The organism is Allochromatium humboldtianum, assembly GCF_013385175.1.
GTDB lineage: Bacteria > Pseudomonadota > Gammaproteobacteria > Chromatiales > Chromatiaceae > Thermochromatium > Thermochromatium humboldtianum.
Window position 1 is genome coordinate 1 of record NZ_JABZEO010000022.1, and the last position, 18,145, is coordinate 18,145.

Below are 18,145 nucleotides of genomic sequence, written 5' to 3' on the forward strand. Positions count from 1 at the left end.
GGATGTCTATTGAACAACGGGGTCATTCACGGAACGCACGCCGGTACCGACCGGCCACCTTGATCTCCAGGGCTGCGAGACCTGCATCAGCATGTCCCATCGGTCGAAGGCTCTTGGTAGCCATGTTGTCTCCGGCGCTTGGCGATCACGGCGATCTGTTTGAGTCCAGCCTGAAACGATGCAACTCCAGTCCTTCGATCATGCGATAGTGCTTGTCATTCGCGGTTAAAAGCGGCTGGTTTAGTTCCAGTGCTGTTGCGGCAATCAGGGCATCCGCCATTTTCATGGAATGGCTCAGTGCATACTCGCGAACCAAAACAACGGCGCGATCCGAAATCGCTGGTGTGATGGGTTCCAGTGTAGCTTGCCAGCGTTTCAGTGTTTTATCGAATGCACGCAACTCCGCTTTGTTTCGCATTCCTTGCATCAGTTCCATCTGCGTTACAGCAGACAGAATGATGGTTGGCAAGCTTTCAATACGATTGCGAGCACTCGGATGACCGCGCATATACCAGATCAGAACATCCGTATCGATGAGCATTAAAAACGCCCTTTCCGAATCTCTCTCAGATACTCGTCAACAGAAGCGGTTTCTGGGTAGTCTTTCCAGATTCCAAATAGTTCTTCGGAGTCTTCGGCGTCTACAGTCTCGGCCTCGAAAACTGGCGACATCGATTCGACAGGCTGTACAGGAGGTTCGTCCAGGATCGTTACCAAAGCTCGGTGAACACCTTTGATGGTTACGGGGTGCGGAAAGTAGACCTGTCCGCGTTCGTCGATCACGGCTTCAAGCGTCTGGATCATGGATGTTCTCCTGGCGAGTGTTCGTGATAGCCATGCTGTCGGCGTCGATCACGGATCTGTTTGATCCTGGTCAGTCCGGCCTCTGGCGACTCGACCCAGACGATACGCTGTCCGCCCAGGTGCGAGCCGATCCCTCCCCAACGCTGGACCAACGTCCAGTCACCCAGGAGATCTTGGAGTAGCTCTACTTGGTAGTAACGCTGCTTCTCAGGGTGAATCCAGCGGAGTTGCATACAGGTTAGGGGAGCGTAGCATCTTTGATGCTTAAGCTAATTCAGTTATTAAACTTATTTAAGTTAATTAGCTTAAAATCCTTAAATAGCTTTGTTAAACGACTTTGGCGTAAAGCTCTCGCGCATTCCTCGACCGAATTTGTTGCCGCTTGATCTTTCCAGATTCCGAACAGTTCTCCGGGTTCTATATCGTTTGGCGCTGATTTTGGCGAAATCGGATCGACAGGCTGTAGTTGCTCGTTCACAACGTTAATTTATTTAACTTATTTAAGCTAAATGGCTTTTTCTAGTGATCAGTCGACCGTCGAGTTCCTGATAGAGCGGAAAGTTACCATCAAAACTCATCAGATACGCCTGATGGATCAATGCTGTTGCAATGATCAAACGATCTTGAGGATCTTTATGGTGTTCGGGCAGTGCTACGGCAAGCGCAGCAATCTTCGGTGTGACTGGTAGAAAAGTAACGGTTGCCGATGCTTCGACTTCCGCTAACCAAGACTCAAACGTCATGCCAAAATCGATTCGTCCGTGCCGATTCAACCAAGCCATTTCAAAACATGAAATGGCCGAGACAGCAATTTCGTCGGCTTCCTCGATTATGGTGATCTGCTGGGATGTGAGTTTTTCAGAAATCTGATTGGTCCACCAGTGCCAGATGTGAGTATCCAACACGATCATGGATCAAGCCCCCAGTCCGAAGCGGGTACACTGCTCATCACATCACCAAACTCTTTGACCTTGCCCGCCAAAGCTGGAGGTGGAGAGCGACGACGTAGCGTTGCCGTAGATGTGGCGCTTGCGGCTGGCGATTCACTGTCAAGAGGCCAAAAAATGACCTCGATCTTACGATGATGCAGATCTGCCGGCACGGGTATGAAGGCCGGTGTGTCTTCATAAATCAAGCGACTTGGATTCATTTCAACACCATTAAGCAAATAAACTTATTAAAGCCATTTAAGTTAATTAGCTTTAAGACTTTCAATCGTCTCAAATGCTTTGAGCTTGTCTTCAAGCGGAAGCTGACTGAGCAACTTCACGCCAGCCCGCACAACATCGCTACGGCCCCGCTCGTAGAGTCCACCACGCCGAACTTCAGCGACCAGACCCTCGATTAGATCAATATCCTCTTGCAGCAGACTGTAGGTTTTCTGCTTATAACGTCTCGGACGAGGATTTCCGGGTTTACCAGTAACCTTCATGGGAGCACTGGCCGCAACTCGATTGGCAATCTCAGTGGCAATTTCCGGAACGATATTCTGAGATGTAGCGTATGAAGTCTTCTGTTCCGGAACGCCAGTGATGCCGGTATCAAATTTACGAACTTTAGCCACCGTAAACCTCCTGAGCGAGTAGCTGAATTTCCGGCGTACCTTTATTGCTTGTCATCTCAATCACGCCGACACCCTCGAAGAACGCATCACGATAAATCTTACGCTCTCGAATCACACTGTTGGACAGAGCAATCTCTGGAACGTCTTTCAAGGCTTCACGGGCTTCTTGGGCTTCCACAATAGATGGATTCGTCGAAGCCATTGAAATCAGCGAGAACGCTTCAAGTGCCGTGTTGAACGCTTTCACGTCGACAATCATCGTCACCATGTCGGCCATTGTTTCGAGATCCGCCTGAGATGGTCGCAACGGAATGTAGAGCTTCTGTACGCCAAGCAAGGCGCTTTTCATGCTGTCGCTGGCATGTCCACCAGAGTCGATAACGATGTGTTCGTAGCGATTCGCCACATCACGCACCACATCGAAGACCCGGCCACTGGCCTGAGCGGTATGTACCTTGGGGGCGTCCGGATGTTGCTCCTTGCGACGCATCGCCCACTTGTAGGCCGAAGCTTGAGGATCGACATCGAGCAGCAGCACATCTGATCCCTGGTTGGCTAGGTAGACCGCTAGGTTCGTGGCTAAGGTGCTCTTGCCTGTTCCGCCCTTGATGCCGCCAATCATCACGATCATCTGATAACTCCGATAAGGTATTTAGCTTACTCAAGCGCAAGATGCTATCTAAGTTTCTTTACCTTGTAAAGCTATTTATATAAATTAGCTTAATATGCTTAAATAAGCTAAATAGATTAATTTTGCAATAAAGCTTATGTGGCTTAAATAACTTATTTGTGAAATAATTTATCGTGCGCCCTGCTCTCGCTTCAAGCGAGCCTCAGCATCTTCCCAACTTTCCCCAGGGTAGGCGTGTTGTTCAATGTATTTGCGCGTGAGTCTGGGTTTAGCAGGAGTCTTTTCGCGCTCCGGTTGAGATTCTCGCTTGGATTCTATCTTGAAGATCAGTGCAGTGATGGCACGCCCTCGTTTGCGCTGGTCTAACGTGACTTTTAGGTCACTGTGCTTGTTAATCTGTTGCACGGCAGGCGTGATCACTCGTCGTTTTAACTCGAAAACGCTCGGGTAGGCATCCTCGATCATTAACATTGCTTTGATTTCAGCAATGTCTAGTTGACGCTCCCCAATCGTGACCCACTGTTTCAGCAATTCGTATAATCGGATCGCGTAGACCGAGGACATGGGGGCAACGTGCTTAATCTGATAGCGGGTAAACTCACGGGCCAGACTGGTCAGGAATGGAAGTACCTTCGGAGAAAAATAGAGATCCAGGTATCCCGCCTCATCGACGTATAGGATCGCGGATACCCAACGGGTCTTGATGTAGCTTTTCTTGTACTCTGAAGACCTAGCGTCGATGTGAACCCAACGCTCAGACAGGCGGGCTACACCATCGCGTAACAACTCATAGGCTTGCTTGGTTTCAACTTGAAACAGCGGTGCAAGATCGTTGGCATGGAGCGAAAACGGAGTGTCAGCCGTAATCGGGGGTGCTCCAGGTCGACTGTCGATCTGGGCTATGGTCGCTAGGAGAATGCGTAGCTCAGCCAGGGTGAGGGAGTAGCACGCCTCGACCAGACTGTTGGACTTGGTGACGTAGATCGGCTTGAGCTGAGGCATTGCAAATATGCGTATTATCCGGACGCTTGTTTTCCGAATATACCCGGAATCTGTACGATCGTCACCCGGAATCTGTACGATCATCACCCGGAATCTGTACGTCCGTAACCCGGAATCTGTACGATTATAAGACAATAAATTTTTGAAAAATAACAAAAAAAGTGCTCCGAAAAGATTAAAAGGGAAAAGCTTAAAAGCAAACCGACCCTGTGGATAACTTTGGCCGCCTGTGGATAACTCGGCGACCGTCACCCAAAATCACGCCTTTATCCAACAAAAAGTGTCCATTACAGCCGCAAAAGTCCCCTAGCCTCAAGCGACCCAACCTCACCTGAAACCTCGTACCAATCTGCAAAACACTTAAAATACAGTCTCCAAGTGGTGGTTTCGTCGAGATCAGCGCCTGAAACCCAACCCATCGAGCAGACTGATAACATCCACGATATTTAGACCGATCAGGATTTAACCAATCATCCAGCCGTCAGCAAGAGATCCAGCCGGGATCGCCCACTTCCCCCCGACAGCACACAGGACTACGATCCACGTCATCCAACAGCCGTCTTCGGTCGAAAGCGGACGGTAGACCACATCCCATCCCTGCCGATTCAGGACCAAGGAGGCGAGATGCAGAGTGTTCCAGGCTTGGCATGGCCCAACGTCCTCCAGGGCGTGCTGATCCTGGTCTTGGCCATGCTGGGTTGTGCCCTATCTGACCAGACCCTCGACATCGATCCGGTGGCCTGTGCCCGTGCGGGTGGCCAGATCAAGCCTGTGTGTCTCGCTCAGCGGCCCATGTGCGTCATCCCCTACCCGGATGCCGGTCGTCCATGTCGGGATGCCTCAGAATGCGCGGGAGACTGTCTGGCAAACATTGGCGCTCAGATCGGCGAGCGTGTGCAAGGGACGTGCGAACGCGACAACAGCCCGTGCGGATGTCGGTCCTACGTCAAGGATGGGCAAGTCGTTGGCCGGCGTTGTGTAGACTGAAACCTCGTCAAATGTGAACTGATCTACACTTCCTCCCCATCGAGCATAGCCGCTGTTTACACGCCTCCATCAACGGGGTACGATCCAGGCCAATCCACTGATCGTCCGCAATCAGACAAGGACGGTCGGCAGCCACACACCCCCGCCCATACTACGGGTTCAGGATGATGGGAGTAAGGATCATGCGTGACAGGCTAGGGGATCAGACTCCCCGCTCTCCAGCACCCCAGGTGGTGCTTCGATCTGCATTTCCTCCCGCATCCCCGCTATCGTCCAGGTGGGCGATTCAGCCGATATCCCCCAGTAAATCCGTCATTCTTTCATGTACTTGTAAAGCCGCGCCTTTACTGGTCTCTCACGAAATGGCGGCTCATGACACGACTGTTGGGGCTGGGCCATGACGCATAATTTTCCTCACGGACTAGATTAAAGAAAAGTTTTAGTTTCGTAAGAACTTCGTTCGAGCATTCCCATCACAGGCCGTATCTGTATGCCCTGCAACGCCTTTGTAGGCGTGAATCCTAGACGTGAACGCTGATAAATCGGCGTTCAAAATAAACGCAAACTGAGGAAGTTTAGAGGATGAATATAGGGATCAGCGAGAGTATTGATGTGACGTTTGACCGCTATCTGCCCAAGACGCGATCGTTGCGAGAAACTCTCGCCAGCGCACTACAGATTCGCGAACAGGCGCTGAAAGTCACAAACTGCGGATTACTCAAAGCGGGTAAAAGCTCGCTGTTCAACGCATTGACCGATCATCTTGAAACCGAATTGTTCAAAACCAGCCCGGTTCGTGCCACGATCAAGAATCAAACCGAGAACGAAACGCTCTCCAATCACCCCTTTGTTTTTACTGATACGCCCGGTCTCGATGCGAAAAATGACAAAGGCGTCCTGGATGATGTGGAAGCCTGGAAGGAGGTGCTCCTTGCCGACGTGCTGTTGTTCGTGCATAACCCTAGCACCGGCGAGCTGCATCAGGCTGAGATCGAATTTCTGACCCAACTTGCCTCTGAAGTAGGCGTAAGTCATCAGGGACTGTCGGATCGTCTACTTGTGATCCTGAGCCACCTTGATAGCTGTGCTGGGGAAATGGAAAAAATTGCGAGCATCGTGCGCAATCAAGTTAAAGACTGCGTTGGTTTTGAACCGCGTATATTTCCGGTGTCCTTTACAACGTATCGCAAAGGGCGCTTGGAACAGAAACCAAAATTGATTGAACATAGCCGTATTCCCACTTTACGGAATTACTTGGTCGAACAACTGGAACGTCTGCAAGAAGTTGCACAAAACGCTCGTCAGAGACGGATCATTGAATTGAAAAACGACTTGCTGCTCGCGTTAGATCAACAGATCAACGAGCGCGAAAAGCAGATTTCGCAACTGAAACGGCGGGCGGATGCAGCAAATGCGTCGCTTAAAAAGGATTTCGAGCAATTTCTCAAACAAACGCGCCATAAAATTTCAGTTTATGACGCACAAGGCTATTAAATCTCGCTGTCCTAAAGCGGCGACATCATGACAACGCCTAACAGCCGATTTAGTTGTTCCCGCTGTGGTGTCTGCTGTCAGCATCTTGACCGTAATACCCTCTATGCAGAACTGCATTGCGGCGACGGTATCTGCCAACACTTCAATACAGAACGTCGCGAGTGTACGATCTATGACAATCGACCGTTATTGTGCCGGATCGACGAGGCTTACGCTGTGTTTTTCGCGAATAGGTACTCAATAAGTGAATACAATCAACTCATACAGGAAAGCTGTATTTTTTTGCAATCTCTACCACTGAAATAAGGATTATCGATCATGCCAATTCCATTACTGGTTTGGGGTATTGGTGCTGCTGTTGCAGCGGCTGCGGCAGCAACAGCAATTGCAGTCAATAGCGATAGCGAGAGCAGTTCCAGTAGTTCCGACGAGGAACGCCGACGCTTAGAGCGTGAGGCGAAGGAGGCACGCGCTAAAAAAGAGCGCGACAGCATCATGTCTTATGTCAAGACAGAATTAGAAAACTTGCGTACAATCCATGCTCCACACGCTAAGTCAGTACAAATACCAAGTTTTGAACAGTTACGGACGAAAGTCGCCACGACTCAATCTCAAAATGAAATTCTGCGTCAGTTACAACCGCAGCTTGTAAAATCAGAAAACGAGATCGCCGCTCGGCAGAAAATTGCATCTCTGGAGCAGGAACTAAAGGAACTACGGCAAGCAAGAAAAGCATTAGCCAGCTTGAGCGCGGAGTAAATCTTCTCATGACAACCACGGATAAGACACAGATAACTCCTTGTGTTAGGAAGGCATTTCTCGTTGCACTTGGTCAACTGCGCGACGATTTCAACAATGTTAAAGTTGATATAGAGCAACGCGAGGCGACGTTAAGACGAGCTATCGACGACCTAACTCGCTCAACACTTTCAACTTCGGATACGTCAGTTACTCTAGGATTAACAGTGAATAATCCGCTGGCTATTGCCGTCAAAAACGCCAATAAAAAAATTGAAGCGAGTCTGAAAGTTTGGCAGGAAAAAATTGAACGCTATGAATGCAATACCGAGTTCCGCAAGAATTTCGGCGATTCGCTGCTGGTTTATGTCTACGGCAAAGTCAAAGCAGGGAAGAGTTCAATTGGAAATTATGTGGCCTATGGTCACGGCGACCCGGATGACGCGATCATCGAGGCGGGGTTACCGTCTCCGGAATTCTTTTTTGAGAAAGCTGCAAAAAAAAATGAACAATTAGAAACAGAAGCGACGTTAAAAGAAAGACGAAAATTTGCCGTTGATGCCTGTGAGGCAACCGCTTCTATTCAAGGATTTAAGCTGTCCGGTCTTACGTGGATTGATTCGCCTGGACTGCATTCAAAAACCGAAGTGAACGGAAAACTGGCACAAGAGTATGTTGATGCTGCCGATTTGATTCTATATCCCATGAGTTCCAGTGCGCCAGGACGTGCCAGCGATCTAGAAGAGATTGCCAACTTGCTGCAAAATGGCAAGCGGGTTGAGGTCGTAATTACCCGCTGCGATGTCACGGAGGAAGATGAGAATGATAACGGAGAGATTTTTGAACAACTGGTCATGAAATCGAAAAAAGACCGTGACGCTCAGAGCAAGCATGTTTACGATGAAATTATCAAGATCAAACCGAAGACTTATGCAAAGGATAATGGCGAGTTAGAGGTTCTGACGGTTTCGGTTCGTTATGCTGAAATGCACAGCAACGACCCGGTAGAACTTGAAAACAGCGGCATGACCGCACTGTTCCACAAACTCACGGCGCTCACGCAGTCAGACGGTGTGCGCTTGAAACAAGAAACCCCAATTAACAATCTGCGGGTTTTTGTCGATCATATCCGCGCTGGTGACCTTTCAGTACAAGCGTTGCGCGATGATCTTAAACCACTGGCAGACAGTATAAAACAACAACGTCAAGAATTGCAGCAGAAGCAATCCGTAGTCGTCGGACGTGTGCTAAGTGAACTTAATCCTTTAATCGATGATGCCGTGCGAAAGGAAAAAACACGACGCGATATGAAGGCGCTCGAACGTACCTGTACAGAGCATCTTCAGCGCGTTGTTGAAAAACATACTAATAAAGCACTCAACGAGATTTTTGAAGAGACGCAAAATGCAGTTAATACCGCCGTGCGCTTTCAAGAATTTAAGGATTTACCTGCATTTCGTGACATTACTAAGGATATCGAGATTTCCAGTAAGGCTAAAGGAGGTGGATGGGGTGGTTTATTAGGCGGAGTAGCTGGTGCCGGAATTGGCTTTCTCGTTGCCGGACCAGCAGGAGCGATAGCAGGCGCTTCCATTGGTAGTGGGGTCGGCGGTGTAGCAGGTGCAAGTCTCGCAGGATCAAGAACCGAACGGATTTCTCTTGGCGATAACATGCACGACGTTCTTGTGGAAACGACGAAAATTTTTAACGAAGCAGCGGAGAAAATTGTTGCAACCGCTTTTGAAGGGATGGATCAGAATTTTCTGATGCCCATCGAGCAGCGGGCGAAGGATGTCAACTTGGCACTTGATCGTTTCATCGTCATTTTGAACCAAGAGGTTTATCCGAAATGAAGACTGCGATTGGTAAAATTCAAGAGCTGCTGTATGAAGGACTGCCGATTCTGACACGTTATGCTGATGCGCTAACGATTAAGGACATTACTGATTTTGTTCAAAAACGATCTTCGGATGCAACGCCTACGGTCATGGTTTTCGGCATCTATAATGCTGGCAAAAGTACCTTGCTCAATGCCATGCTTGGCGAAGAACGCGCTGATATGGGCGATACGCCAATGACGGACAAAGTCGATCCTTATCCTTGGCGTGGTTTTACCTTGCTGGATACACCGGGAATTGATGCCCCGATCGAACATGAAGAGGTTTCACGGGCGCAGTTAGAACGCAGCGATGTTGTCCTGTTCGTTTTGAGCAATGACGGATCATTTGAAGAGTTTAAGATTTACGAGGAAATGTGCAATATTTTGTCCTCAAAAAAGCCGCTCATCGTGATCGTCAACAATAAAAGCGGGCAAACTGAAACCGACGATTCTTATCGCTATATTTATGATGCCGTTGCTCGTAATCTTCAAGAAGAAGCAGAAAAACGTGGGCTTTCTCAAGTCGCATCAGAAGTGCCGATCCTGCTCATCAATGCGAAAACCGCACTTAAAGGTCGTTTGGAAAATAAGGAAAGACTGATCGAACACAGTCAATTACCAGTGCTGATGAATACCATCGAGGAACGGCTTAAGCAGTGCGGTGCGAATGAGGTCGCAATGACGTTACTCGGTCGGGTAAACACGCTAGTTGAGATCGCTCTCAAGGATTTAGATCAAAAAGAAAAATCGTCAGAATCAAAGTTATTCGCTGGATTACAGGAAGCCGTGCAAGGCGAAAAAGCTCGGACGGTGACAACGATTTCTGTCGCCATCCGTCGTATAATGACCGATTTTCGCAATAGTTATCGCGTGGCTGCCGAGACGGGTGATGAAAGCCGGGCGCACGCCGTGTTTGATCATGCGATTTCCGGTATCACGCGAGAAATGGAGCGTGCGCTTGAGATTGCGAACGAGAACTTAGTTGCATTAGGTCATAGACTTGAGGCGGCGGCACTGGCGGTGAATGCTGATGCGATCGCTTTGCCGTTACAGTCTGATGATGTTTCAATCAAAAACCAAAATGATTCAAATCTGTCATTCTCGGTTGAAGATGTCATACGCAATTTGACATTTAAAATCACCCAAGAAGGTGCCCAGGAAGCGACCAAGACGGCGGTTCAGGCGACCCTCACACTCACCAAAACCTGGCTACCCAGCGTTATGAAAGGAATCGGCGTGAAGGGAATTGAAAAAATGTCGGAAAGTGCTGGTCAGGTTGTTGGAAAAACGATTCCCTGGATTGGGCCAGCTATTAGCATTATTAGCGGCATTCGTGATTATTACAAAGCACAGGAAGCGGAACAGGCGCAAATCCGGCAGATGGAAAAACAGGCGCGAGCCTTGCGAGATGCCGTTGAACAGCAGGCCAGCAAGTTGGAAAGAGATTTTGAAGACAGTTGTCAACTGGCGATAAAAAAAGCATTTTTGCCCATCGAATCGGCAATTGCTGAAAAATCCCGCACGCTAGGCAGTCAAGAGCAGATACTCAACGAGGATCGAGCAGTGCTTGAATCAATCAAATTACGGCTGTCGCTGATTTGATCAGTACGTTTCATCAGTTGTCAAAACGGCTTGAGTGCGCTGCCAACGATCGACCGAATAGCGTTTAGCCTCATCAAGCTGCTTAAAATAGAAAGGCCCGCATTCATAAAGGCCAGGGAAACGAGTGGATTGGTAAATATTGCAAGGCTTGGTATGGGAGCCGAATTCACCATAAGCGCCCCAAAAAACCCGACCCAGGTAAATACCTTTTTCCCAATAGATGTCTTTCAATTTCATCATAAGACCTCAATGCCAATCACGCTACGAATGTTCCCAATGATAGCCGATGTTCAAATAGCCGCAAGTACGAATGGCCGTCTTGGAATATCAGCTATCCTGATCGCTACTCGACACAGATCCACTAGCTTTCGAGCGCTTCTTGATCGCTGGTGATGGGGTCGCGTTCGACGACTTCGCCCATTCCTCCTGCATCTTGCGTAACGCCACCAATTCCCCTTCCTGACGCGCGACCTGCTCACGGGCTTGTGTTCGTTGCTCGCGTTCCTGCTGCACCTCGGTCGTCAACGTCTGCACCTGCTGATGGGCGTGTTCAAGCTGGGCTTGCAGCGTTCCAATCTGCGTCGCCTGTTGCTGCAACTCGTGACGTAACCCATCCCGTTCTTCCTGAATCTTTTGAATCTGTTGCTCCAGGGTTTCGACCGTCTGTGAAGCATCCTGGAGTTCCTGTTCCAGTGCCTGTCGGTCGTGGTGCAACTGATCCCGACCGGCTTGCAACGCCTGTTCAGCCGCTTGATGAGCCAGCGTATGGAGTTCCAACGCCAGTTCGCGCAGTTGAGCCGACCATTGAGCTTCAAGTCGATCGAGCACACCGGCGATGCCCTCGGGTAGGGGCCGCGGTTCGGGCTGGGGGACGCCCTGAGCCTGGTGCTGATCCCAGACAGTCTTGAGGCGATTCGGAGCGCCACTCCCGATCACTTGGCGTAAGGCAAAGCCGGTCACGTTACGACCCTGTTCGACCAGGGATCGACCGGCTGCAATGATTTCTTCATCGGTGACTTCCACGGGACGCATGGGGCGGTTCCTCAGATCGGAGTGGGGTGTGTGTCCCAACGATAGCACACCGGATCAGACATGACAAACTATTAAACAAACAAAGTCACAAATAAACAAAGTAATAAACAAACAAAACTAACGCCCACCTTCAAGCACCGGTCAGTGATTGAAGATTTCAGCCGGTCGGCGTAGGGTTCGGAATGTGTTGTGGGATGTGGGAGACCCCCTTGATGGCCACGTTCGCCTATCTGCGTGTCAGTACCGATCAGCAAACCGACTCCGGAGCCGGCCTGGAGGCGCAGTACGATGCCTGCCTGAAGGTCGCCAGTGAACTGGTCGGGGTCTATCGCGATGAAGGGGTGTCGGGATCGACCGGACTCGATAAGCGACCGGCGCTGCTGGAAGCGATCGGGGTCTTGAGTCCAGGGGATGTGCTCATGGTGGCCAAACGCGACCGATTAGGCCGAGATCCGCTGGTGGTGGCCATGATCGAAAGTGCCGTTCAAAGGAAAGGAGCGCGGATCGTCTCAGCGGCAGGGGAGGGGACCGGTTCGGATAGTCCATCCGATATTTTGATGCGGCGCATCATCGATGCCTTTGCCGAATATGAGCGCCTGATCATCGGGGCACGCACCAAGGCCGCGTTACGGGCCAAGAAAGTCCGTGGCGAACGTGTGGGCGGGATTCCGTATGGGTATCAGTTAGGATCGGATGGTCGCGCCCTGATCGAGCAGCCGGAGGAACAGGCCATCAAACGGCAGGTGCAGACGTGGCATCAATCAGGAGTGAGTTACAGCGGGATTGCCAAACGCTTGAATGCCCAGGGAACGGTTCCGCGTGGTCAACGGCATTGGCATCCGCAGACGATCAAGAATATCTGTCTGTCGATTGGAGCTGAAGGAGAAAACGATGAACGATGGCGATCTGGTGCAGCGTATTGTACAAGGTAATGTCGAGCGTCTTGTGATCCGTCGCGACAACGGCACCGGACAGTTCGGGATTGTCGCGGAATGGGTTATACAGGGTTGAGCGCTTTAGCCTTACAGTAACGCAGATTTGCAGCGTTCAGCCCATGGAGGAGTTAACCAACTTCTATCGTTGGTTTTTCGTCCTGGCCTGTGCTGTTACCGGGCCGCAGCCTAGATAATGAAGCTGGAAAGTGTACATCTTTGCGTCGAATGTTCGGAAAATATCCAAAAAGTTGACCTGGGTCACGAAACGATTAGTGAAAGCGCTGCTACAATCAGCTTCCAATGCAGTCAATGCAATAGGAGTAAATGCCTTCTAAACAGCGGGATAGTATTTTGTTCTGCCTTGCACGCTTCGCGGTTCAGCGTCACTTAATAGCGTCTTTAAGATGCAATATAAAGATGATTTGCCGTAAGCGGTGAGGAATATGTCTGAATGGATTAAAGATAGCTACAAAGAGGTTTATTACTATGCCACTTCCAATTATTATCGGTGCTGCTGCTTTAGCAACGGCTGCTTATGGAGCCAAAAAAGGCTACGACGGTTATCAAAAACATTCTGAGGCAGATGAAATTGTCAAAAGTGCTAAAAGTCGCTATGAAAGAAAAAAATCCGCTTTTGATGAAAAGGAAGCAGAAACCACACTTGTTCTCGAAATGCTTGGAAAAAAAGAGTTAGAAATCGGCCAAAGCTTTGGCGAATTTAAGACATTAGCCGATAAGCTTCTTCAGCAATTGCAGGCAGATCGCCAGAATAAGCTAGAAATACGTATTCCTAAGCATGAACTTCAAAAAATTGAAAGCTATAGCTACACAGCCGCAGGCGTACTAGGCACTGTTGTCGGTGCCGGTGCAGCCGGTGCAGCGGCAGGTTTCGCTGTTTATGGTGGTGTCATGGCTTTGGGTGCCGCATCCACAGGGACAGCGATTTCATCACTTGCAGGAGTTGCCGCGACCAACGCAACTTTAGCCGCTATTGGCGGTGGTTCGCTAGCTACAGGTGGCTTGGGAATGGCTGGTGGTACAGCTATTCTAGGTGCCGCAGTTGCTGCGCCAATATTGGCGATTGCTGGATGGGCTTATAATAGTCATGGTGAAGAGGCGCTTAAGAATGCACATAAAGCTGACAATGAAGTCAGCGAAGCTGTCGGAAAGCTTGGCAGGGCGATCGAGCAGTTAATTTTAACCGAGGAATATGCGCGCAAGATCAAAGGTGTACTTTCTTCTATTTATGGTCAATTCAATCAGTACTTTGATAGCCTGAAGGAAATCGACAGTTTCTTACAAGACCTGAAAGGCCGTAATATTGATGAAGAGGCAGAGCTAGCCAAGCTCAATGATGAAATTATACGGATTATTGAAAATGGGTATGCTTTAGCGGCTATTTTAGTAGACGTTATTACAACGCCGATATTTAAGGTCAAAAAAGTCAATGGGGAAGTTCTGAAAGATGAGAACGACGTTCCGGTCATGGAAAGAGATGAAGATGATTTTATGATTGTCAACGAGACGAATTTGGACAAAGCTTTGATTAAAGCTCGATCTGATGCTGGAGGGATCGCGACGATCTGATTCTTTATTTTCATTAGGGGGACTAGATCCCCCTTTTCTTTATCCTATTTTGGGAGTATTAAGATGCAAGCCTCAGCCGCTGAATATCCCTGGCTCGAAGAACTTGAAAAAACAGTTGTCAACAGCTTTGTCACTACTTTTGGATTAGATTTTATTCTATTTAAAGATAAGATTGGTGGTGATGTAGATACAATCCATAATGTTCGTAAAGGAATTTGGGCCACCGATAAAGAAAAAGAAAATCATGAAAATCGAGGCGAATACTCTTCAAAAACTTATCATACACATGAGAACTATAAAGCCACTGGAAGAAGAGATAAACAGCTACAGCAAGAAGGGAATCTTTACGATTCATACAGTGACAGTGTTATGGATCGCAATAAGCAGCGCAATCTTGATCATGTGATCAGTGCTAAGGAAATACATGATGATGCTGGGAGAGTTTTAGCAGAGCTAGACGGTTCTAACTTAGCTAACCAAGATAGCAATCTTCAAACTACATCTGAGACTATTAATAAGTCAAAAAAGCAAACGCCTATTGATCAGTACCTTGAAAAGCTACCTAATCTTATTAATACGCATGAAAAGACGCTAGACGACTATCAGCAGCGTCTTTCTAGTATGCCAAGCGATAAGCTGGAACAAAAACAAGAAATCCTTGAACTTGAAAGCAAAATTCAAAAACAAGAGGAAAAAATTAAAGAACTTAAGTCTGTTGATCCTGATGCAATGCGAGAAAGAGATCGAGTTGCCAGGGACGCATACAACCAGCAAATCGATGTTACATACTACACGAGCAGCAAATTTTTAAAGCAAACTGCCACTGCGTCTAGTTTAACTGGACTCAAGATGGGCACTCGACAAATGCTAGGTCTGATCTTGGCTGAGGTTTGGTTTGAGCTTCGTGTTCAAATTCCTATCATTTTTGAAAAAATTAAAAATAAATTTGATTTTTCTGAATTTTTTAACAGCATTCAAGAGATATTACAAGGTATATGGCAGCGCGTTAAAGCACGATTCCAAGATTTCTTGATTGCGTTCAAGGATGGTGTGTTTGCAGGCGTTTTCTCTAGCGTTACGACCACTGTCTTTAATATTTTTGCCACCACTCAAAAAATGGCGATCAAGATTGTTCGAGAAATGTGGGCGCATATCGTTAAAGCCATCAAATTGATTATTTTTAACCCTGAGCAACTTGGTTTTGTCGATCTCTGTAAATCTGTGGTGTCAATTCTGTCTGTGGCGGTCGCCACAGTAGTAGGAACAATGATTTACACTCAACTGCTACCATTACTCAGCTTTCCCTTTGGCAGCGAGCTAGCGGCTTTTGCCAGTGCGCTGATCACTGGATTGATTACACTCGGACTTAATTATTTTATGATCTACAGCAAATTAGCTAAAAAAATATGGGCTTTTGCTGAATCGATTATGCCTCATGCCGATGCTGTGAATAAATTCAAAGCGATCAATGCGGAACTTGATCGTTATTTGCTTGAGTTGAGTCGGCTTGAGTTTAATTTTGACACTGTTGAATTTCATGCTTTTTCGCAAGAACTAATGTCCTGCAATACTGAAATTGAGCGTAGCCTTCTTCTGAAAGCGGAAGTGGAAAAGCGAGGTATTGAGCTTCCCTACGAAATGGGTAACGCTAACAGTACTCGAAAGTGGTTGGCATCGTTAGTCAAGTGAGTGATGCAAAACTTTCCATGTAACCGTTGCGGAGTGTGTTGTCAGAACGTCAACCTGGCTGATGAAACTCGATTTTTAGACCGTGGTGATGGGACGTGCTCGCATTACAACGAACTGAGCAAATCCTGTACTATTTACGCCAACAGACCCGAAATCTGTCGTGTAGACCTACAATATAGGCTGCACTATGCGCATTTATATAGTTGGAATGAGTTCGTTGATTTAAACATGCAGGCATGTCGTCAACTGGCTGAATTGAAAAAAATGGAGTTATAAAATGCGAGCTAACGCCTATATTTTAAGCGCTTTCGCGTTAACCCTACTAAGCGGTTCAGTTTCAGCCAAGTGCTTGCCTCAGTCAGATGCACATCCTGAGTGTAGATACCCAGTCGGGGATTCCTGGTGTGCTGAAAAGGATCGATTCAATCCCTATGCCTACTCGGATCAGTGCTTGGCGGCGGTCTCAAGCGCAACCGATGTCGAAACGATTCGCTTCTGGAATACGAACCGCGTATTTGCTAACCAGGGCCAATGCTCGGCGGTATTCTTTTTTGACAGCGGAATGCAATCGATTGAGAATCTGCAAGTTTCGTTTTCAGCGCAGAACACTTCAGGCGAGAATGTCGCTACCGGAACCTTGGAGGTCGACAGTTTCGGAAACGGATCTGCCGATCGTTACGCCGATGCTTTTGCTGAAAGCGAGCATTTTTGCGATGATGATCTGACGATTGTTGTCGATCAGGCCACAGCGATCATCGAAGGTCGAAAAGTGGACCTATTAGCCCAGAAAGCGTTGGTCCCGGAAGACTTCAAGCCTTTCAAGATTCACACGACATCGGCGCGTCATACCACTACAAGTCAATCGGGTACCTTAACTGTTGTTCCAAAGGCCGGACTGGTGCCCAAGGAAATCTCTATCCATGGACCGGAAGATGATGATTTCAATGGCTATGGTTGCCCTTATAGAATTACTCCCGCTCCAGGGACCAACGTTCAACCAGGCAGTACAGTAACGTTTCGGAGTGCCTGGGAAGCCGGTTAACGCCATGTCGCGTTACCGATGGCGAAGCCTGGAAAGCTGTGAAAATAGCTGGCCAGCGAGCGTTGACGCCAAGGGAACAGATTCAGTGTGCAGGTCTTGATGACCACATGACGGACATTCCGAAAAGTGCTCACCGGGCTTGAGGGCGTCGCTGCTCGGATGTACGGTTGTTGACCAACCGCATTGAGGACAGCGGTAGGTTCTCGGTTGCGGTCGAATCGGCATAGATCACCTGTTGGGGGCTGTGATGACACTCAAAACGATCGCACGGATTGTACTGGCTACCGGTCTGGCGTTGCAGACGCTGCACACGGTCGCGCAGCCTTCGTTTGACTGTACCAAAGCCACCACGCTAGTGGAAAACGCCATTTGCCAAGACCCGGAACTCGCTGCAATGGACGGAGCGTTAGCGGAACAGTATCAGGCCGTATGGCGTGCCACATCGGGAGAGTCGGACCGGCAGGCGCTCAAGAAGTCGCAACGGGCGTGGCTTGCCAAGCGCAACCAGTGCAAGGATCGCCCGTGTCTGGTCAGAGCCTACCGTGAGCGCCTGGACGCCCTGGAGGTCGCTGTCGCCGATCCTGAGTCCAAGCGGTTCAGTCGTTGCCGCCTGGATGTCCGGGGACAGCGCTACATCGATGGTCCTTGTACGGGATCGCTGGACTCGGACGGCAGCTTCCAGATCTACACGCCCGCTTACTTTGCGATGGTCCAGGTCGAGCAACCCGGCATTGCCTTTGGCTTCTGGAACGAGGACGCCTATGCCTCACAGGCGCATTCCGATCTGGGGCGTTTGACCCGTGATGGAGCTTGCTGGACAAATGCCCAGGCCAGTGTGTGCGCCTGGAAGTAGCCACCCATCAATGCAACGCTCAATGCACGAACCCAGGAGATGTCGAACATGAAGCGTGTCATCTGTCGTCTGACGTTAGCCTTGACGGTCTTGGCGACCTTCGCATCGACGGCATGGGCCGATCAACGCTATACCATCCGCTATGAGCTACGCCAAGGCAGCAAAAGCGTCTCGAACACCAAAACCGTCACAGCGGAGACAGAACGCACGGCCATTGAGATCGTCAGAAGTACCGCTGAATCTGAGCGACCCGGTTATACGTTTATTTTGAAGTCATCAAAAAAAAGGGATTGAAAATTTTTCATA

20 protein-coding genes are annotated in these 18,145 nt (G+C 48.9%); 11 read left to right on the plus strand and 9 right to left on the minus strand.

The annotated features are described in order from the left end of the window. Positions 1-145 precede the first annotated feature (145 nt). The 7 genes from HW932_RS19315 to HW932_RS19345 all read right to left on the minus strand — a co-directional run bounded on the left by HW932_RS19315 (position 146) and on the right by HW932_RS19345 (position 4,085). On the minus strand, positions 146-541 hold the full coding sequence (locus HW932_RS19315) for a type II toxin-antitoxin system VapC family toxin (protein WP_176978101.1): 396 nt from the start codon (positions 539-541) through the stop codon (positions 146-148). Further along, the gene (locus HW932_RS19320; protein ID WP_176978102.1) at positions 541-804 is read right to left on the minus strand and encodes a hypothetical protein; all 264 of its coding nucleotides are present in this window, start codon (positions 802-804) and stop codon (positions 541-543) included. The genes HW932_RS19315 and HW932_RS19320 overlap by 1 nt, the downstream gene beginning before the upstream one ends. Next, positions 801-1,037, minus strand: coding sequence for a WGR domain-containing protein (locus HW932_RS19325; RefSeq protein ID WP_176978103.1), 237 nt, complete (start codon positions 1,035-1,037; stop codon positions 801-803). Before HW932_RS19325 ends, HW932_RS19320 begins: the two co-directional genes overlap by 4 nt. 267 nt (positions 1,038-1,304) lie before the next feature. Next, positions 1,305-1,715, minus strand: coding sequence for a type II toxin-antitoxin system VapC family toxin (locus tag HW932_RS19330; RefSeq protein ID WP_176978104.1), 411 nt, complete (start codon positions 1,713-1,715; stop codon positions 1,305-1,307). A gap of 281 nt (positions 1,716-1,996) precedes the next feature. Continuing rightward, on the minus strand, positions 1,997-2,368 hold the full coding sequence (locus HW932_RS19335) for a hypothetical protein (protein ID WP_176978105.1): 372 nt from the start codon (positions 2,366-2,368) through the stop codon (positions 1,997-1,999). Then, positions 2,361-2,999, minus strand: coding sequence for a nucleotide-binding protein (locus HW932_RS19340; protein WP_176978106.1), 639 nt, complete (start codon positions 2,997-2,999; stop codon positions 2,361-2,363). Before HW932_RS19340 ends, HW932_RS19335 begins: the two co-directional genes overlap by 8 nt. A gap of 168 nt (positions 3,000-3,167) precedes the next feature. Continuing rightward, positions 3,168-4,085 (minus strand): RepB family plasmid replication initiator protein, encoded by a 918-nt coding sequence (locus HW932_RS19345; RefSeq protein ID WP_246296940.1) that lies wholly within the window; start codon positions 4,083-4,085, stop codon positions 3,168-3,170. Positions 4,086-5,570: 1,485 nt separating this feature from the next. Between HW932_RS19345 and HW932_RS19350 the strand changes: the two genes are divergently transcribed. From HW932_RS19350 to HW932_RS19365, 4 genes are all read left to right on the plus strand, one after another. Continuing rightward, positions 5,571-6,482, plus strand: a complete 912-nt coding sequence (locus HW932_RS19350) for a GTPase (protein WP_176978108.1) — start codon at positions 5,571-5,573, stop codon at positions 6,480-6,482. A gap of 318 nt (positions 6,483-6,800) precedes the next feature. Then, entirely contained in the window at positions 6,801-7,241 is a 441-nt protein-coding gene (locus HW932_RS19355) for a hypothetical protein (protein ID WP_176978109.1), read from the plus strand. Positions 7,242-7,249: 8 nt separating this feature from the next. Continuing rightward, entirely contained in the window at positions 7,250-9,073 is a 1,824-nt protein-coding gene (locus HW932_RS19360; RefSeq protein ID WP_176978110.1) for a dynamin family protein, read from the plus strand. Continuing rightward, positions 9,070-10,701, plus strand: a complete 1,632-nt coding sequence (locus HW932_RS19365) for a GTPase (protein ID WP_176978111.1) — start codon at positions 9,070-9,072, stop codon at positions 10,699-10,701. Before HW932_RS19360 ends, HW932_RS19365 begins: the two co-directional genes overlap by 4 nt. On the opposite strand, the gene HW932_RS19370 is transcribed toward HW932_RS19365, so the two are convergent. Further along, on the minus strand, positions 10,702-10,938 hold the full coding sequence (locus tag HW932_RS19370) for a hypothetical protein (protein WP_176978112.1): 237 nt from the start codon (positions 10,936-10,938) through the stop codon (positions 10,702-10,704). It lies immediately after the preceding gene. A 90-nt stretch (positions 10,939-11,028) separates the two neighbouring features. Beyond that, entirely contained in the window at positions 11,029-11,733 is a 705-nt protein-coding gene (locus HW932_RS19375; protein WP_176978113.1) for a DNA-binding protein, read from the minus strand. 212 nt (positions 11,734-11,945) lie between these two features. Between HW932_RS19375 and HW932_RS19380 the strand changes: the two genes are divergently transcribed. The 7 genes from HW932_RS19380 (at position 11,946) to HW932_RS19410 (ending at position 18,133) form a co-directional block, all read left to right on the plus strand. Next, positions 11,946-12,665, plus strand: coding sequence for a recombinase family protein (locus tag HW932_RS19380; RefSeq protein ID WP_176978114.1), 720 nt, complete (start codon positions 11,946-11,948; stop codon positions 12,663-12,665). A 489-nt stretch (positions 12,666-13,154) separates the two neighbouring features. Continuing rightward, entirely contained in the window at positions 13,155-14,255 is a 1,101-nt protein-coding gene (locus tag HW932_RS19385; RefSeq protein ID WP_176978115.1) for a chemotaxis protein, read from the plus strand. A 63-nt stretch (positions 14,256-14,318) separates the two neighbouring features. After that, a complete protein-coding gene (locus HW932_RS19390; RefSeq protein ID WP_176978116.1) occupies positions 14,319-15,944 on the plus strand; it encodes a phage tail family protein in 1,626 nt (541 codons plus the stop codon). 3 nt (positions 15,945-15,947) lie between these two features. Further along, positions 15,948-16,220 (plus strand): YkgJ family cysteine cluster protein, encoded by a 273-nt coding sequence (locus tag HW932_RS19395; protein WP_176978117.1) that lies wholly within the window; start codon positions 15,948-15,950, stop codon positions 16,218-16,220. Positions 16,221-16,395: 175 nt separating this feature from the next. Beyond that, positions 16,396-16,986, plus strand: a complete 591-nt coding sequence (locus HW932_RS19400; RefSeq protein WP_246296941.1) for an IrmA family protein — start codon at positions 16,396-16,398, stop codon at positions 16,984-16,986. Between the two features lie 247 nt (positions 16,987-17,233). Further along, positions 17,234-17,839 carry a lysozyme inhibitor LprI family protein gene (locus HW932_RS19405; RefSeq protein ID WP_176978119.1) on the plus strand — a complete coding sequence of 202 codons (606 nt, stop codon included), beginning with the start codon at positions 17,234-17,236 and terminating at the stop codon, positions 17,837-17,839. 48 nt (positions 17,840-17,887) lie between these two features. Next, positions 17,888-18,133 (plus strand): hypothetical protein, encoded by a 246-nt coding sequence (locus HW932_RS19410; protein WP_176978120.1) that lies wholly within the window; start codon positions 17,888-17,890, stop codon positions 18,131-18,133. The last annotated feature ends 12 nt before the right edge of the window (positions 18,134-18,145 follow it).

What these genes read in the sequence shown, in the direction of transcription:
- HW932_RS19405 (WP_176978119.1), top strand. Translation starts at nt 17,234, where the DNA reads ATGACACTCAAAACGATCGCACGGATTGTACTGGCTACCGGTCTGGCG.
- HW932_RS19380 (WP_176978114.1), top strand. Translation starts at nt 11,946, where the DNA reads ATGGCCACGTTCGCCTATCTGCGTGTCAGTACCGATCAGCAAACCGAC.
- HW932_RS19345 (WP_246296940.1), bottom strand. Translation starts at nt 4,085, where the DNA reads ATGATCGTACAGATTCCGGGTGACGATCGTACAGATTCCGGGTATATT.
- HW932_RS19385 (WP_176978115.1), top strand. Translation starts at nt 13,155, where the DNA reads ATGCCACTTCCAATTATTATCGGTGCTGCTGCTTTAGCAACGGCTGCT.
- HW932_RS19315 (WP_176978101.1), bottom strand. Translation starts at nt 541, where the DNA reads ATGCTCATCGATACGGATGTTCTGATCTGGTATATGCGCGGTCATCCG.
- HW932_RS19355 (WP_176978109.1), top strand. Translation starts at nt 6,801, where the DNA reads ATGCCAATTCCATTACTGGTTTGGGGTATTGGTGCTGCTGTTGCAGCG.
- HW932_RS19340 (WP_176978106.1), bottom strand. Translation starts at nt 2,999, where the DNA reads ATGATCGTGATGATTGGCGGCATCAAGGGCGGAACAGGCAAGAGCACC.
- HW932_RS19370 (WP_176978112.1), bottom strand. Translation starts at nt 10,938, where the DNA reads ATGAAATTGAAAGACATCTATTGGGAAAAAGGTATTTACCTGGGTCGG.
- HW932_RS19410 (WP_176978120.1), top strand. Translation starts at nt 17,888, where the DNA reads ATGAAGCGTGTCATCTGTCGTCTGACGTTAGCCTTGACGGTCTTGGCG.
- HW932_RS19395 (WP_176978117.1), top strand. Translation starts at nt 15,948, where the DNA reads ATGCAAAACTTTCCATGTAACCGTTGCGGAGTGTGTTGTCAGAACGTC.
- HW932_RS19320 (WP_176978102.1), bottom strand. Translation starts at nt 804, where the DNA reads ATGATCCAGACGCTTGAAGCCGTGATCGACGAACGCGGACAGGTCTAC.
- HW932_RS19360 (WP_176978110.1), top strand. Translation starts at nt 7,250, where the DNA reads ATGACAACCACGGATAAGACACAGATAACTCCTTGTGTTAGGAAGGCA.
- HW932_RS19330 (WP_176978104.1), bottom strand. Translation starts at nt 1,715, where the DNA reads ATGATCGTGTTGGATACTCACATCTGGCACTGGTGGACCAATCAGATT.
- HW932_RS19350 (WP_176978108.1), top strand. Translation starts at nt 5,571, where the DNA reads ATGAATATAGGGATCAGCGAGAGTATTGATGTGACGTTTGACCGCTAT.
- HW932_RS19365 (WP_176978111.1), top strand. Translation starts at nt 9,070, where the DNA reads ATGAAGACTGCGATTGGTAAAATTCAAGAGCTGCTGTATGAAGGACTG.
- HW932_RS19325 (WP_176978103.1), bottom strand. Translation starts at nt 1,037, where the DNA reads ATGCAACTCCGCTGGATTCACCCTGAGAAGCAGCGTTACTACCAAGTA.
- HW932_RS19375 (WP_176978113.1), bottom strand. Translation starts at nt 11,733, where the DNA reads ATGCGTCCCGTGGAAGTCACCGATGAAGAAATCATTGCAGCCGGTCGA.
- HW932_RS19390 (WP_176978116.1), top strand. Translation starts at nt 14,319, where the DNA reads ATGCAAGCCTCAGCCGCTGAATATCCCTGGCTCGAAGAACTTGAAAAA.